This window comes from Corallococcus sp. AB011P (assembly GCF_003611605.1).
Classification (GTDB): Bacteria; Myxococcota; Myxococcia; order Myxococcales; family Myxococcaceae; genus Corallococcus; species Corallococcus coralloides.
In genome coordinates this window covers 73,317-89,512 of record NZ_RAVX01000018.1, presented here as the reverse complement: position 1 = coordinate 89,512, position 16,196 = coordinate 73,317, and the positions used below count along the sequence as shown (strand labels likewise).

The window sequence follows — 16,196 nt, the reverse complement described above, 5'->3', positions numbered from 1 at the left end:
CGTCCGGGTTCGGGCCGCGAGTTGGCGCGCGACCTAGCTTTGCTCCGTGTTCCAGGACGGCGGTCCACGCACCGTCCAGGAGGGCGGGGGCTGGGGATGAATCCGTTCGTGCTGCAGTACCGGAAGCTCAAGTGCCAGCTGAAGTACCTGGCCAGCTACGTGGATCTGGATCCACGCGGCAACCAGGTCGTGCGTCGCACGGACTTCAAGCACTGCCAGAAGCCGGTGCTCCTGTTGCACGGCTTCTTCAGCACGCGCCGCGTCCTGGAGGTGCTGGAGCACCGCCTGCGCCGCGAGGGCTACTGCGTCTGGTCCATCCACCTGGGTGGCACCATGGACCGCTTCAACACGCACCGCATCGACGAGCTGGCGCGCAAGGTCCAGGGCAAGGTGGACCGGCTCTACGAGCGCCACCCGGGCATGGGGCCGCTCACCATCATCGGGCACTCCAAGGGCGGCCTCATCGGCACGTACTACGTGAAGCGGCTGGGCGGGGACACGCGCGTGAAGAGCCTCATCACCCTGGGCACGCCGCACCGGGGCACACGCATGGCCTACCTGGGCTGCGCGACGCTGGGCTGGTTCAGCCGCAGCATGTGGCAGCTCACCCCGAAGTCGCGCTTCATCAAGGACCTGGGCGTGGGCGCCTTCCCGCGCCACGTGCGGCTCACGTCCATCTACTCGCGCGACGACGTCATCGCGAAGTTCCCCTCCTCCGTGCTGGACGTGGACGGCCAGCCCAACGTCTTCAACGTGGAGCTGTCCGGCGTGCCCCACGGCGAGCTGCTCACGCGCCGGGCCGTGTGGGAGATCATCCAACGCGAGCTGGCCCTGGGCTATGTTGACGGCCCCGTGGCCACACCCGTCGCCGCGCTTCCGCCCCCTCCCCTTCCGGTGGCCCTGCCCGCCGCCGCCAGCCCCTGACACATGCCCTCGCGCTGGGACCACCTCTTCGACCTCAAGCCCGTCGCCCTCGTGGACCACCTGCTGGACGAGGTGGCGCGGCTGCTCGCCAAGGACCTGGAGTCCTGGCCCCCGCCCGTCCAGGACCTGGACCCTGCCACCCTGGGCGAGTTCGCCCCGCTGTTCCAGGAGGCCACCCGGCGCCCCGCCCCAGCCGTCTACACGGAGGCCCTGCGGCTGGCGAAGTGGGACCTGGCCCGCGAGTTCGACGCCTTCGACGACTACGTGCGCAACAAGCGCTACCTGGAGCGGGGCCTGGCCCCCGAGGACCGCGTCCCCCTGCTCTTCCTCACCCGCTGGCTCACCGAACAGATGCTGGGCCTGGGAGAGGCCACCCAGGGCCGCATCAAGCGCCCCCTGATGCGCGAGTGCCTGGACCGCCTGGAGCCCCGGCTGGGCGACCGGTCCCGGCTGCCCCAGGCCTGAGCCCCCGGCCGGCCGCCTGCCTTCATCCGAGAGGTTCCGGACCCTTTGGGGGCATAGGAGCCGGGGCCCACAGGAAGCTTTCCGCCGGGAACTTGTCAGGAGGGAGGCCACTGCCTTAAGCCCGGGTGCATGTCGCAGCCCGTGGAAGCCACCGCCCCCGACGAACGCCGCAAGCGCCTGCTCCTCCTCGCCGGATTGTGGGTGGCCATCGCGGTGACGCTCTTCGCCCTGCGCTCGGTGGTGATGCCCTTCGCGGGCGCGGCGCTCATCGCGTACCTGGTGCAGCCGCTGGTGGCGCGCATCACGCGGCTGAAGGTGGCCGGCCACACCGTGCCGCGCTGGGTGGCCATCCTGCTCATCTACGCGGGGTTCTTCCTGGCGGTGTACCTCTTCTTCGTCGCGCTGGTGCCGCAGCTCTACCGCGAGGTGGCGCGCATCAGCCGCGAGATGGCCGCCTTCGCCAGCGCGCTCACGCCGGAGCACGTGCAGGGGCACGCGCAGCGCGCGGAGGCGTGGCTCAACACGTACGGCATCCCCGTGGCCCTGTCGGACCGGGCCATGGAGGACGCGGCGGGCGCGTCCGGCGGCTTCAGCATGGCGCTGGACCTGGAGCAGATGCTCACCGACGCGGTGACGCGCGTGACGTCGCTCGCGAAGGAGAACCTGGCGGACATCGTCAACGTGTCGCGCCGCATCGTCACGGAGGTGTTGACCGGCGTCTTCATGCTGTTCTTCATCCTGATGGTCGCCGCGTTCTTCTCCATCGACGCGCAGGCCATCCGCCGCTACTTCGGCACGCTCATCCCCGCGGAGTTCCTGCCGGACGCGAAGACGCTGGTGGCCCGCATCGACAAGTCGCTGTCCGGCGTGGTGCGCGGGCAGGTCACCATCTGCCTGGTGAACGGCGGCCTCACGCTGCTGGGCCTGCTCCTCTTCGGCGTGAAGTTCGCGTTCCTGCTGGCCACCATCGCCACGCTCTTCAGCCTCATCCCCATCTTCGGCACCATCATCAGCTCGGTGCCCATCGTCCTCATCGCGCTGGCGGACGGCTTCCAGAAGGGCGTCGCGCTCCTGCTGTGGATCATCGGCATCCACGCGCTGGAGGCGTACTTCCTCAACCCGAAGATCATGGGCGAGGCCGCGCGCATCCACCCCGTGGTGGTGGCCTTCTCCCTCATCGCGGGCGAGAAGCTCTTCGGCCTCTGGGGCGCGCTGTTCGCGGTGCCGGTGGCCTCCATCGCGGTGGCCTGCTTCGACTACGCGCGCCTCAAGGCACAGCCGCCCCCGCTGGTGGCCGCTCCGGCCCAGCAGGCGGTCGCCGCCACGGACGCCGCCCCTGCGGCCTGAACTTCTCCACCGTGGTGGGATGCGGGCGGTCCCAAGCGTCCACCGGTGGAAAACCTGGGGCTGGCTCCCACTTTCCCCCCTGGCCATCCCGGGGGCGAATGACTAATTCCAGGCACGCCTCCGCCTCTGAGGACGTGTGATGCCCCCCAGCCCCTCACCGGCCCCGGACTACCGGAGCCTGTTCGAAGCCGCGCCCAACCCGTACCTCGTGCTGACGCCGGAGTTCGTCATCATCGGGGTGACGGACTCGTACCTGCGCGCCACGCGGACGCGGCGCGAGGACATCCTGGGCCGCCACATCTTCGACGTCTTCCCGGACAACCCCCAGGACCCGCAGGCCAGCGGGGTGACCAACCTGCGCGCGTCGCTGGAGCGCGCGGTGAAGACGCGCGCCCCGGACGCGATGGCGGTCCAGAAGTACGACATCCCCCGGCCCGAGGAGGCCGGCAGCGGGTTCGAGCTGCGCTACTGGAGCCCGCTGAACACCCCGGTGTTCGGCGAGGACGGCTCGGTGCGCTACGTCATCCACCGCGTGGAGGACGTCACCGACTTCATCCGCCTGAAGCACCTGGACGAGGAGCAGAGCCGCCAGCACGCCGAGCTCCGCGCCCGCGCGGACGAGATGGAGGGCGAAATCTTCCGGCGCGCCCAGCAGATCCAAGAGGCCAACCAGCAGCTGCGCGTGGCGAACGAGCAACTGGGCGAGCTGGACCGGCTCAAGTCGGAGTTCTTCGCCAACGTCAGCCACGAGTTCCGCACGCCGCTGACGCTGATGCTGGGCCCCACGGAGGACCTGCTCGCCGGGCGAGCGGGCCCGCTGTCGGACGAGGTCCGCAAGGAGATGGAGCGGGTGCACCGCAACGCCGGGCGCCTGCTCAAGCTGGTGAACGCGCTGCTGGACCTGTCGAAGCTGGAGGCGGGCCCCCGGGAGGAGCGCTTCGCGCCCACGGACCTGGCCGCGCTGACGAAGGACGCGGCGTCCAGCTTCCGCTCCGCCATGGAGCGCGCGGGCCTCAAGCTCACGGTGGACTGCCCTCCCCTGTCCCAGCCCGTCTACGTGGCGCCGGACCTGTGGGAGCAGATCGTCCTCAACCTGGTCTCCAACGCGTTCAAGTTCACGCTCCAGGGCAGCGTCACGCTGCGCCTGCGCGAGCACGGGCAGCGGGTGTCGCTGGAGGTGGAGGACACCGGCTCGGGCATCCCCGCGCACGAGCTGCCCCGCCTCTTCGAGCGCTTCCACCGCGTGTCGGGCTCGCCGTCGCGCACGGTGGAGGGCAGCGGCATCGGGCTCGCGCTGGTGCAGGAGTTCGCCCGGCTGCACGGCGGCAGCGTGTCCGCGAGCAGCACCGAGGGCGAAGGCAGCACCTTCCGCGTGGAGCTGCCGCTGGGCCACGCGCACCTGCCGCAGGAGCGCATCCGCACCACCTCCCGGCCGCGCTCCGCGGCGCGCGAGGCCACGTCGGCCTACGTCGAGGAAGCCCTGCTGTGGGGCAGCGCGAAGCCCAAGGACCGCACGCAGTCCTCGCACCACCAGCACCCGGCGTCCGCGGACGGCCACGCGCTGGCCCCGGTGCCGCGCGCGCGCATCCTGCTGGTGGACGACAACCGGGACATGCGCGACTACATCCAGCGCGTGTTGTCCGCCGAGTACGACGTGGAGGTGGCGACGGACGGCGAGAAGGGCCTGGAGGCCGCGCTGGTCCGGCCACCGGACCTGGTGCTGTCGGACGTGATGATGCCGAAGCTGGACGGCATGGGCCTCCTGAGGGCCCTGCGCGCCGCGCCCACCACCCGCGAGCTGCCCATCCTGCTGCTGTCCGCGAAGGCCGGTGAAGAGGCCACGGTGCAGGGCCTGACGTCCGGCGCGGACGACTACCTGGTGAAGCCCTTCTCCGCGGGCGAATTGCTCGCGCGCATCGCGTCCAACCTGAAGCTCGCGAGGATGCGCGGGGAGATGGCCAACGAGCGCGCCCGCGCGGAGAACCTGACGGAAGCCCTGCGCGCCCGCGACGACTTCCTCTCCGTGGCGGCGCACGAGCTGCGCACGCCGCTGGCGGCCTTCCAACTGCACCTGGAGCTGGTGGAGCGCGGCCTGGGCAAGGACGCTCCGGCCAAGGCGCTGGAGCGCCTGAAGCAGGCGCGGTCCTTCATCCGCCGGCTGGCGATGCTCGTGGACGTGCTGATGGACGTGTCGCAGATCACCAGCGGCCGGCTGAAGATCACCCGCACGGACGTGGACCTGGGTGACCTGCTGGTGGAGGTGACGCGCTTCGCGGAGGAAGAAGCGCGCCGTGACGGCACGCCGCTCACCGTGGACGTGAAGGGCCCGGTGATGGGCACCTTCGACCCGTCCCGCATCTCGCAGGTGGTGCACAACCTGATCGCCAACGCGCTGAAGTTCGGCCGGGGCCGCCCGGTGGACGTGACGCTCCAACCGGATGGGGAGGTCGTGCGACTGTCCGTGGTGGACCACGGCATCGGCATCAAGCCGGAGGACCGCGAGCGCATCTTCGACCGCTTCGAGCGCGCCGTGTCCACGCACCACTACGGCGGCCTGGGCCTGGGGCTCTGGGTGTCGCGTCAGGTGGTGGAAGCACACCAGGGCCGCATCGACGTGGAGGACACGCCGGGCGGCGGCACCACCTTCCGCGTGACGCTGCCCTTGAGGGATCCGCCAGTGGACGTGGTCAGCGGGCTGGCCGGCTGAAGCAGGCCGTGCGGCCACCCGCTACTGGCAGGCGGCGGCGCAGCGCGCGTTGCGGCAGGTGGGGATGCACCGGCCGCAGTCCACGCTGTTGGGAGTACACGTCCCGTCGCACCGCACGCCGGTGCAGTCCGGCCCTACGTCGCGGTGGGTGATGGCGGTGCCCTCACCACAGCACGCGTTCGCGACGCAGTCCGAGTCGTCGTAGCAGACCTGGCTGGAGAGCACCGGTGGGGTGTCTCCAATGGGCAGGTCCTCCACCCCCAGGTCGCAGCCCGCCAACAACCCCAGGGTGAGGCCCGCGACAGCGCGGGCGACAAGAAGAGGGAGGCGGGCACGACGCATGGGGGGCTCCTTGGGCCGGAAGGGAACTACCGGTTCATCGAGCCCAGGAACTCCGCGTTCGCCGCCGTCGGACGCATGTGCTTGAGCACGAACTCCATCGCGTCGATGGGGGTGAACGGGTGGAGCACCTGGCGCAACGCCGTAATGCGCACCAGGTCCGCCTGAGACAAGAGCAACTCCTCCTTGCGGGTGCCGGATTTGTTGATGTCGAGCGTTGGGAAGATGCGCTTCTCCATCAACTTCCGGTCCAGGACGATTTCGGAGTTACCCGTGCCCTTGAACTCCTCGAAAATCACTTCATCCATGCGGCTGCCGGTGTCGATGAGCGCCGTGCCGATGATGGTGAGGCTGCCGCCCTCTTCGATGTTGCGGGCCGCGCCGAAGAAGCGCTTGGGCTTGTGGAGCGCATTGGCGTCCACGCCGCCGGACAGGATCTTGCCGGACGCGGGCACCACCGTGTTGTAGGCGCGCGCCAGACGGGTGATGGAGTCCAGCAGGATGCAGACGTCGTACTTCTGCTCGACCAGGCGCTTGGCCTTGTCGATGACCATCTCCGCCACCTGCACGTGGCGCGTGGCGGGCTCGTCGAAGGTGGAGGACACCACCTCGCCGCGCACGCTGCGCTCCATGTCCGTCACTTCCTCCGGGCGCTCGTCCACGAGCAGCACGATGAGGTAGACGTCCGGGTGGTTGCGGCTGATGGCGTGCGCGATGTTCTGCAGCAGCACCGTCTTGCCGGCCTTCGGAGGCGCCACGATGAGACAGCGCTGGCCCAGACCGATGGGGCAGAACATGTCGATGATGCGCGTGGTCATCTCCGACGACTCGTGCTCCAGCTTGAGCTTGCGCGTCGGATAGAGCGGCGTGAGGTTGTCGAACAGGATGCGCTCGCGCGCCGCGTCCGACATGGGGTCCGCGAAGTTGACCTTGTCCACCTTCTGCAGCGCGAAGAAGCGCTCGCCCTCGCGGGGCTGGCGGATGGGGCCCGTCACCGTGTCGCCGGGCCGCAGGTTGAAGCGGCGCACCTGCGACGGAGACACGTAGATGTCGTCCGGGGACGGCTGGTAGTCGCTGTCCGCGCTGCGCAGGAAGCCGAAGCCGTCGCTGAGCAGCTCCAGCACTCCTTCCGCGTGGACCTCGAAGCGCTTGTCGGCGATGCCGCCCAGGAGCGCGAAGATGAGGTCCTGCTTCTTCAGACCCTGGTAGCCCTCGATGCCCGTGTCGTGGGCCATCTTCGCCAGGTCGACGATCTTCATCCGCTTCAGGTCATTGAGCTTGATGACCTGCATCGGGGTGCCGTCGCGCTCGACCTCCGTGATGGCGGGGCCTTCCGCGGACTCCTGCGGGGCGGCCGGAGCGGCCTCCTCGGCGGGCGTCTCCTCCTCCGTGCCGCGCAGCTCCTGGAGCTCGTCGTCACGCACGGGACGGGAGATGGGAGTGAGCACCGGACGGGGCGCTTCCGCGACGACCTCGGGGGCCTCGGCCTCCTCGGCGGGAGCCTCTTCACGACGAGCCGGCGCACGACGCGTCCGGGGAGCGGGCTTCTCCGCCTCCTTCGCCGCCGCGCGCTTGCGCCGGGGCTTCTCCTCGGTGAACACCGGCTGGACTACCTTCTCTCGGGGGGAACGGGCTTTGGCCATGACGGTCTGCGTACGGAAGTAGGGGGGAAGCGCCCGAAGGCTCGGGCAGGCTGTACGCGGGACGGCGATCCGTCCGCGCGGCGCTCGGAAGCACCTTCCAGGGGGCAGCACCACCCAAGTCCTTGGGAACGGACCGGAGGGCGCGTGGGCCTGTGGTTGGGAAGAGACGGCGCCGGGGGAACCCCTGCGCCAGGAACCGCGCTGGAAACTATTGACCGCCTCCAGAGCTGTCAAGGCATCCGTGCCTGGCTCTGTCCCGTTTTTCAGGGGGTTGCACTGGAGGGCGGGGGTCTTGCCAACAGGGAATCCGCTATGTAGCTGAAATCCGGGCCTAATGGGGCGGCGGATGCGCCTCCTTGCCGTGAACACGCGCCCCCGGGTTCCCCTTCCCGAGTGCGTGAAGCGGCCCTGTCAGGTGGTGCCGGTAGAGTGCTCCTCCTCCAACGCGGGGCGTGCGCAACTGGCCGCGCCCCTGAATTGGGGTAAGGACACCCGCCGTGGACACCTTCCCGAAAGCCGAAGCCCGCGCCCGAGCGCTCCGTCAGGAGCTGGCCCACCACAACCACCGCTACTACGTGCTGGACGCGCCGGAAATCAGCGATGCCCAATACGACACGCTGATGCGTGAGCTCCAGGGGCTGGAGGAGCAGTACCCCCAGCTGGTGACGCCGGACTCGCCCACCCAGCGCGTGGGCGGCGCGGCGGTGGAGGACTTCGGGCAGGTGGTGCACACCACGCAGATGCTGTCGCTGGCGAACATCTTCGATGACGCCGGGCTGACGGAGTTCGACGACCGCATCCGCAAGCTGACGGGCCTGTCGCAGGTGGGCTACGTGTGCGAGCCCAAGCTGGACGGCCTGGCCATCTCCCTGCGCTTCGAGGACGGCCGCTTCGTGCAGGGCGCCACGCGCGGCGACGGCACCACGGGCGAGGACGTCACGGGCAACCTGCGCACCATCAAGAGCCTGCCCCTGGAGCTGTTCCCCCAGGACGGCGTGAAGGTGCCCAGGCGGTTGGAGGTCCGCGGCGAGGTCTTCATCCGCAAGGAGGACTTCCGCAAGCTCAACGAGAAGCGCGAAGAGGCGGGCGAGTCACTCTTCGCCAACCCGCGCAACGCCGCCGCGGGCAGCCTGCGCCAGTTGGACCCCAGGGAGACCGCCGCCCGGCCCCTGTCCGTCTACCTGTATGAGTGCGTGCCCGGCGACGGCGTGCCCGCCTTCAAGACACACACGCAGAAGCTGGAGTACCTGAAGACGCTGGGCCTGCCCATCAACCGCTACCAGCACGCGGACGGGGCGGACGGAGTGCGCCAGCGCTACGACGAGTCCCTGAAGGGCCGCCACGCCCTGCCCTTCGAGGTCGACGGCATGGTGGTGAAGGTGGACGACGAGGACCTGCGCCGCCGCCTGGGCCAGGTGTCCAAGAGTCCGCGCTGGGCGGTGGCCTACAAGTTCCCGCCGGAGGAGGAGTCCACCACGGTGGAGGACATCGGTATCCAGGTGGGCCGCACGGGCGCGCTCACGCCGGTGGCGCACCTGAAGCCGGTGAAGGTGGGCGGCGTGATGGTGTCGCGCGCCACGCTGCACAACGAGGACGAGCTGCGCCGCAAGAACGTACGCAAGGGCGACACCGTCTTCGTGCGCCGCGCGGGTGACGTGATTCCGGAGATCGTCTCCGTGGTGCTGTCCAAGCGCCCGGAGGACTCCCAGCCCTTCACCTTCCCCACCCACTGCCCGGTGTGCCACGCGGTGGCGGCCAAGGACGAGGATGGCGCCATCATCCGCTGCACGGGCGCGTCCTGCCCCGCGCAGCTGGTGGAGAAGGTGCGCCACTTCGCCAGCCGCATCGCCATGGACATCGAGGGCCTGGGGGACAAGCTGGCCATGCAGCTCGTCACGTCCGGGCAGGTGAAGACGTTCGCGGACCTGTTCGCGCTCACCCGGGACTCGCTGCTCAAGCTGGAGCGCATGGGAGAGAAGAGCGCGGACAACCTGCTGGCCTCCATCGCGGGCAGCAAGGACACCACCCAGCGCCGCTTCCTGTATTCGCTGGGCATCCGCCACGTGGGCGACTCCACGGCGCGCGCCCTGGCGGAGTCCTTCCCAGAGGTGAAGTCGCTCTTCACGGCCAGCCTGGAGGACATCAGCCGGGTGAAGGACGTGGGCCCGGTGATGGCGCAGGTCATCCACACCTTCTTCCAGGAGCCCCAGAACCAGGCCACCATCCAGGCCCTCCTGGACGCGGGAGTCCAGCCGGCGCCCCCGGCGGTCGCCACGGGCGGCCCCTTCGTGGGCAAGACGGTGGTGCTCACCGGCACCATGGAGCGGCTTGCGCGCGAGCAAGCCAAGGAGGAAATCGAACGGCGCGGCGGTAAGGTCTCTGGAAGTGTCTCGCGCAAGACCGATTTCGTCGTCGCTGGCGAGGACGCGGGTACCAAGCTGAAGAAGGCGCAGGAATTGGGCGTAAGAATCCTGGATGAGCAGGCGTTCCTGAAGCTGCTAGAAGGGGATGCCAGAGCATGAGGCCAGAGGCATGAGCACGCAGCGCCGGGTGACCCTGCGCATCCAGGGCACGGTCCAGGGCGTCTCCTATCGGGAGAGCGCCCGCCAGGAGGCGCTGCGCCTCGGCCTGTCCGGCTGGGTTCGCAACCGGAGCGACGGCTCCGTGGAGGCCATGGTGGAAGGCGAGCCCGGCACTCTGGAAGACTTCATCCGCTGGTGTCACACGGGTCCCCGCATGGCGCGCGTCACGGACGTGGCGCGCACGGACGGACAGGCCACTGGCGAATTCCGCACCTTCACGGTGGAGCGCACATCATGACGCCCTACGCGCTGGCTTCCCTGCCGGCCATGCTGGGCATCCGGGCCGGCACCAAGGTTTCCGTCATCAACCCCCCGCGGGGCTTCGTGCAGAAGCTCAACCCGCTGCCGGACGGGGTGGAGTTCCTCGTCACGGCCCAGACGGGGCTGGACGTCATTCTCTTCTTCACCTCCGACGCCACGGAGCTGGTGCAACGGCTGCCCGCGCTGTCGCGAGCCACCACCCTCAACGGCGGCATCTGGGTCTGCTGGCCCTCCGGCGAAAGCGTGAAGACGCGCCTGTCCGAGGACTTCGTGCGCCAGGCGGCGCTCGACATCGGACTGGTGGACAACAAGATCTGCATCATCGACGAGACCTGGACCGGCCTGCGGCTGGTGCGCCGTCCGCGCGGGAAGCTGGACAAGCCGGAAGGGCGCAAGCAGGCCCCCGCCCAGGCCTGAACGTCCGTTTCCGAGCGCCCGGGGACCCGCCGGGCAGGCCCGCCTTCCATCTGCCCGACAGTGGATGAACGGGCGCATCGGGCCTTTACACACCTGGAGGGGCGTGGAAAACTCTCCGTGTTTCTGGGCGGTTGTGTGACGCCCCGCGTTGGCGGGACATCACGCCCAGGCAGGAATTTCGACGGGTTGCGCTTCCGGATTCCTCCGGATGCCCCTGCTGCTCCGGGGCCCCCAGACACCCCCCCAAGGTGGCCCACATGACGGGCACCGACCGGGTGTGGAAGAGGGGGCGGACGGCACGGGCGTGGAGGAAGCCTCGAGCGCGTGAAGAGAAGCAGCCCCGCCCGGCACGGTGCCGGTCGCAATGCGGGGCGACATGAACTCGGAGGAGCAGGCGGCGATGTCCTCGGCCCCCATCCAGGTGATGCGTTCTCCCTCCGGGTATTCCGGAAGGCGTCCACACGCCGGGGGGCCGCTGGCCGCCTCTCCCCTCGCGGCGTGCTCGGAGGTGTGGCGTCTCGCCGCCTCCCGTCCGGTGAGGTCCCCCCTACCGCGCGCGCTACCAGGATTCATCCATGAGCAGTGTGCTCGTCATCAATGCCGCGGGTCGGGAGACCCGGGTGGCGCTCGTCGAGGGCGGCCATATCGCGGAGTTCTACCTCGAGCGTAAGAAGGACAAGGGCGTCGTCGGAAACATCTACAAGGGTCGTGTCGTCCGGGTGCTCCCGGGCATGCAGGCGGCCTTCGTGGACATCGGGTTGGAGAAGGCCGCCTTCCTGTATGTCAGCGACGTCGTCTACGACCCGGACTTCGCCCGCGCGCAGTTCGAGTTGACCGAGGGCGAGCACGAGGACGCCCCGGAGGTCCCCACCGAATCCGAGGCCGACGCCGTGGAGTTCGCGGCCTCCAACGTCCCTGACGCCACGCACGCGCTGCCCGCCGGCACGGAGGCCCCTGCGGCTTCTCCGGAGCCGGTGCTGGCGCACGACGGCGCGCTGGCGCTGGACGTCCAGGCCCAGGGCGCCCCGGCCGTGGAGTCGTCCCCGGAGGCGACGCCCGAGGCCGTGAAGCCGGCTCCGGAGGCCGCCCCGGCCCCGGTGGAGGCCCAGGCTTCGTCCGAGCCTGCCGAGCCCGCGGCGCCCGTGGGCGTCATCGCGGAGACCCCGGCTGAAGGCGCCACGTCGGAGTCCCCGGTCGAGGTGTCCACCGCCGCCGTGGCGGTGCCGCTGACGGAGAACGGCACGCCTCCGGTGGAGGCCTCCGCGGTGGTGCAGGAGACGCCCGCGGAGAGCGCCGCTGTCGCCACCGTCGCCGAGTCCGGCGTGGAGCCCGCGACGGAAGGCAGCGCCGCCGAGCCGCCGCCGCACGCGTCCGCCCTGGGCGAGCTCATCCCCTCCCCCGCCGCCGACGCCCGTCCCGCCGAGGTCTCCGGCGAGCGCCGCACGCCGCGTGAGGCGCGCGAGGCCCGCGAGCCGCGCAACCGGGAGGGCCGCGAGAAGGACAAGGACAAGGACAAGGACAAGGACAAGGACAAGGACAAGCGCCGCCAGGAGCAGCCCCGCCGCGACAAGCGCGACGAGGAGAAGGAGAAGCCCAAGCAGCGCAAGACGGACAAGATTGAAGACCTGCTGAAGGTGGGCCAGGAGGTGGTGGTCCAGATTTCCAAGGACCCCATCGGCACGAAGGGCGCGCGGCTCACCTCGCACATCTCCATCCCGGGCCGTCACCTGGTGTTCATGCCCACGGTGGACCACGTGGGCATCAGCCGCCGCATCTCCAACGAGAAGGAGCGCCGCCGGCTGCGCGAAATCGTGGACCGGCTGCGGCCGCCCGGCACGGGCTTCATCGTGCGCACCGTGGCGGAGAACGTTCCCCAGGAGAAGCTGGAGAGCGACATCCGGTTCCTCATCGAGGTGTGGAACCAGGTGGTGCGCCGCAACGAGAAGCGCGGCGGACCGGGCCTGCTGCACCCGGACCTGGACCTCATCCTGCGCGCCACGCGCGACCTGTTCGCCCACGACGTGGAGAAGCTCGTCGTGGACGACGCGGAGGAGTACGAGCGCATCCAGGGCTTCGTCACCGCGCAGGACCCGGCGCTGCGCGACCGCGTGGTGCTGCACGAGACGGACGAGCCCGTCTTCGACGCCTACGGCATCGAGCAGGAGCTGCAGCGCGCCACCCAGCGCAAGGTGTGGCTGAAGAGCGGCGGCTACCTCATCATCGACCAGGCGGAGGCGCTCACCGCCATCGACGTCAACTCGGGACGCTACGTCGGCAAGAAGAGCCTCGAGGAGACCATCACCAAGATCAACGTCGAGGCGGCCAAGGAGATCGTCTACCAGCTCCGGCTGCGCAACATCGGCGGCATCATCATCTGCGACTTCATCGACATGGAGAAGGCGCAGAACCGCGACAAGGTCTTCAAGTCGCTGCAGGAGGCGCTGGGCCGGGACAAGGCCAAGACGAACGTGCTGCGCATCTCCGAGCTGGGCCTGGTGGAGATGACGCGCAAGCGCGTGCGCGAGTCCATTGGCCGCGTGCTGCACGAGGACTGCCCGTACTGCGACGGCAAGGGCTTCGTGAAGACGGCCACCACGGTCGCGTACGAAATCTTCCGGGAGATCCGCCGCGAGGCGCCGGGCTACAAGGACTCCACGCTCGTCATCAACTGCAACGCGGAGGTCGCGCGGCTGCTGCAGGGCGAGGAGCGCAACGAGCTGCGGCACCTGATGGACCGCTACAACAAGTCCATCCAGGTGAAGGCGCAGCAGAACTACCACCGCGAGCAGTACGACATCTACGGCCGGTCGGCCACGGGCCCCGAGCACAAGGTGGCCTCGTCGCCGGGCTCCGGTGACGGCGAGCTGGCGATGCAGCAGCGCCGCCCGGAGAGCAACTACGGCGGCGGCCGTCAGGACCAGGGCCGCCGTGGCGGTGGCCGGGACCGCGACCGTGAGCGCGGCGGCGGTGAGAACCGCGGCGGCGGCGAGAGCCGTGGCGGGGGCGAGAGCCGTGGCGGGGGCGAAAGCCGTGGCGGGGAACGCGGAGGCGAGCGCGGCGGCGGCGACCGTCGCGAGGGCCGGCGTCCCGAGCGCGGCGAGCGCGGCGGTGACCGCAACCGGAGTGGCGACCGTGAACGTCGCGGCGGCGGCGAGGGCCGTGGCGGCGAGCGCGGAGGCGGTTCCGGCGGTGGCCACAACGGCGGCAATGGTGGCGGCACTCCTCCCGCGGCGTCCGGCGGGGGCTCGTCCGAGCCGTCCGGCGGGAGCAGCGAAGGCTGAACGCTCGAGCGACGCCGGGCCATTGAGTCCGGACCGTGAGTGACCGCGAAGGCCCGGTGGGTGCATCCCGCCGGGCCTTCTGCATTGGAGCTGGAGCACGGCCTCCCGCATGGTGGTCAACCAGGCGGGCGAGGTCCGTGCATGTGCGGACAACGTCCGCTCGGGCGGGGTGGGAGGGCTGGTTCAGCGGGGTGGGGTTTGGCTACGGTGGCACTTCCACGCCGGGGGGTCGTTCAGTCCCCGGCCCATTTGAATCGCCTGGGATGAACCGCTCGCCTTCGCGCCTTCGCACGCTCGTGGACTCCCGCGCCCTGGCCGCACCGGGCTGGAAGCGCACCGGGAGGGAGCCTTGAGGTTCCGGAAGCTGTCCTGGCGCGTGCGGCGCTCGCTGGTGCGTGCACGGGCCTGGGCGGTCCAGGCAGCGGCCCGCGTGTGGGCGCCCATCGGGGCCACGTCAGCGGGCCGCTTCGCGGCGGACATCTTCTTCGCGGGGCGCACCGTGGCGCGCGGCTTCATGGGCGAGAACCTGCGCCTGCGCGCCGCCGCGCTCACGTACATCAGCATGTTCTCGCTGGTGCCGCTGCTGACCGTGGGCATCGTGCTCTTGCGCACGCTCCACCAGGAGCAGTTCCAGCGGAAGCTGCGCTTCGTCATCTCCGAGGTGCTGGCGCCGGGGGTCAGCGAGGAGTCCGCCGCCCTGCTCGACCGGTTCCTGCACCCGGGAGACTCCATCGCGGTGGGCAGCGTGGGCTTCCTCGCGGTGCTGTTGTCGGCGGGCTCGCTGCTGCGCCACATCGACGGCGCGGTGAACGAACTGTGGGGCATCCGGCGCCAGCGCCCGTGGCTGACGCGCCTGTCCATCTACGCGGGCCTGCTGCTGCTGGGGCCCATCTTCCTGGCCATCTCCTTCTCCGGCACGGGCCGGGTCCGCATGCTGCTGCAGAGCCACGCCCCCTCCGCGCCGTTCTTCATCGGGGTGGGCACCATGCTCATCGCCATGGGCAGCCTGACGCTGCTGTACCTCTGGACGCCCTACGCCCACGTGCGCGTGCGCTCGGCGCTGGCGGGCGGACTGGTGGCCGGGCTGGGCTGGATGCTGGCGAAGCAGGTGTACGCCGAGTTCGCCGCGCGCAGCTTCCTCTACAACCCCCTCTACGCGTCGCTGGGCGCCCTGCCCCTGTTCCTCGCCTGGGTGTACGTGAGCTGGCTGGTGATGCTGTTCGGCGCCCGGCTGTCCTACGCCGTGGAGCACGTCTCCTTCCGCGACTCCCTCTTCGCCTTCGGCAGCCACCCGCGCGCGCACGAGCTGGTGGGCGCACGCGTCGCCCAGGACGTCACCCTGTGCTGGGTGGATGGCGCCACCCCGCCCCTGCCCCGGGAGCTGGCCACGCGGCTGCGCGTGCCGGAGTCGCTGGTGCACGAGGTGGTGGACCGCATGGTGGAGGCCCGCCTGCTGGAACGAGGACGGCGGGGCGGCCTGCGCCCCACGCGGGACCCCGCCGACATCACGCTCGCCGACACCACGCTCGCCGTGCACGGGGTGATGATCACCGGCGGCCCGGAGACCTGGACGGGCCCCAAGGCCCCGGGCTTCGAACAGTTCGAACCCCTTTTCCAGGCGGCCGACTGTGCCGGGGTCGACCTGCTGCGCCGCACCCGGTGGCTGGACCTGGTGACGCCGCTGCGCCCGGGGCTGCTCGCCCCGCCCGCCCCAGAGGCCCCCAAGGCAGCGGCCAGCGACGGAAATCCGTAACGTTTATAGAGGGTTGGGAGCCCACCCGGCTTGCAAGGAGGAGGTGTTCTGTTATGTATTCGGGACTCGACAACGGGCCAGAGAGCCCTGTCACCAAGGGGTCACGGGGTTTGCGGGAGCGTCCGATGCTCAAGTCTGATCTGATCAACATCCTCGTTGCCAAACGAGGCGTGACCCAGAAGCAGGCGGAGGCGACCATTGAGACGATCTTCGAGTCGATGAAGGACGCCCTCTGCCGCGGGGAGAACATCGAGATTCGCGGGCTTGGCGCCTTCCACGTGAAGAACTACCAGGGCTACCAGGGCCGCAACCCGAAGACGGGCCAGGTCATCCCGGTGAAGCCCAAGCGCGGCCTGCTCTTCCGCACGGGCAAGGAGCTGCGCGACCGGGTCAACCGCCCCGCGCCGCTGCAGGCCCAGTCGGACCTGCCGCCCTCCTCCGAGTTCAAGGGCAGCAGCGGCACCGGTACCCTCTAGG

At 70.0% G+C, this 16,196-nt stretch carries 12 protein-coding genes; 10 read left to right on the top strand and 2 right to left on the bottom strand.

Features of this window, described 5'->3' with window-relative positions:
• The first annotated feature begins 96 nt into the window (after positions 1-96).
• The 4 genes from D7X30_RS32105 (at position 97) to D7X30_RS32090 (ending at position 5,443) form a co-directional block, all read left to right on the top strand.
• Positions 97-924, top strand: a complete 828-nt coding sequence (locus D7X30_RS32105) for a triacylglycerol lipase (RefSeq protein ID WP_120566783.1) — start codon at positions 97-99, stop codon at positions 922-924.
• Positions 925-927: 3 nt separating this feature from the next.
• Entirely contained in the window at positions 928-1,389 is a 462-nt protein-coding gene (locus D7X30_RS32100) for a hypothetical protein (protein WP_120566782.1), read from the top strand.
• Positions 1,390-1,518: 129 nt separating this feature from the next.
• Positions 1,519-2,736 carry an AI-2E family transporter gene (locus D7X30_RS32095; protein ID WP_120566781.1) on the top strand — a complete coding sequence of 406 codons (1,218 nt, stop codon included), beginning with the start codon at positions 1,519-1,521 and terminating at the stop codon, positions 2,734-2,736.
• A gap of 139 nt (positions 2,737-2,875) precedes the next feature.
• Positions 2,876-5,443 (top strand): ATP-binding protein, encoded by a 2,568-nt coding sequence (locus D7X30_RS32090; RefSeq protein ID WP_120566780.1) that lies wholly within the window; start codon positions 2,876-2,878, stop codon positions 5,441-5,443.
• A 21-nt stretch (positions 5,444-5,464) separates the two neighbouring features.
• On the opposite strand, the gene D7X30_RS32085 is transcribed toward D7X30_RS32090, so the two are convergent.
• Both D7X30_RS32085 and rho read right to left on the bottom strand, forming a co-directional pair.
• Positions 5,465-5,785, bottom strand: coding sequence for a hypothetical protein (locus D7X30_RS32085; RefSeq protein WP_014398915.1), 321 nt, complete (start codon positions 5,783-5,785; stop codon positions 5,465-5,467).
• Positions 5,786-5,811: 26 nt separating this feature from the next.
• Entirely contained in the window at positions 5,812-7,425 is a 1,614-nt protein-coding gene (gene rho, locus D7X30_RS32080; protein WP_120566779.1) for a transcription termination factor Rho, read from the bottom strand.
• 497 nt (positions 7,426-7,922) lie between these two features.
• Here rho and ligA point away from each other — a divergent pair, with 497 nt between their 5' ends.
• From ligA to D7X30_RS32050, 6 genes are all read left to right on the top strand, one after another.
• A complete protein-coding gene (ligA, locus tag D7X30_RS32075; RefSeq protein WP_120566778.1) occupies positions 7,923-9,947 on the top strand; it encodes an NAD-dependent DNA ligase LigA in 2,025 nt (674 codons plus the stop codon).
• Between the two features lie 10 nt (positions 9,948-9,957).
• Positions 9,958-10,245 (top strand): acylphosphatase, encoded by a 288-nt coding sequence (locus tag D7X30_RS32070; RefSeq protein WP_120566777.1) that lies wholly within the window; start codon positions 9,958-9,960, stop codon positions 10,243-10,245.
• On the top strand, positions 10,242-10,685 hold the full coding sequence (locus tag D7X30_RS32065) for a DUF3052 family protein (RefSeq protein ID WP_120566776.1): 444 nt from the start codon (positions 10,242-10,244) through the stop codon (positions 10,683-10,685). Before D7X30_RS32070 ends, D7X30_RS32065 begins: the two co-directional genes overlap by 4 nt.
• A gap of 575 nt (positions 10,686-11,260) precedes the next feature.
• Complete coding sequence (locus tag D7X30_RS32060; RefSeq protein WP_120566775.1) at positions 11,261-13,966, top strand: Rne/Rng family ribonuclease; 2,706 nt, start codon at positions 11,261-11,263, stop codon at positions 13,964-13,966.
• A gap of 376 nt (positions 13,967-14,342) precedes the next feature.
• A complete protein-coding gene (locus D7X30_RS32055) occupies positions 14,343-15,719 on the top strand; it encodes a YhjD/YihY/BrkB family envelope integrity protein (protein WP_120566861.1) in 1,377 nt (458 codons plus the stop codon).
• Between the two features lie 125 nt (positions 15,720-15,844).
• A complete protein-coding gene (locus tag D7X30_RS32050; protein ID WP_043321998.1) occupies positions 15,845-16,195 on the top strand; it encodes an HU family DNA-binding protein in 351 nt (116 codons plus the stop codon).
• Position 16,196 lies beyond the last annotated feature (1 nt).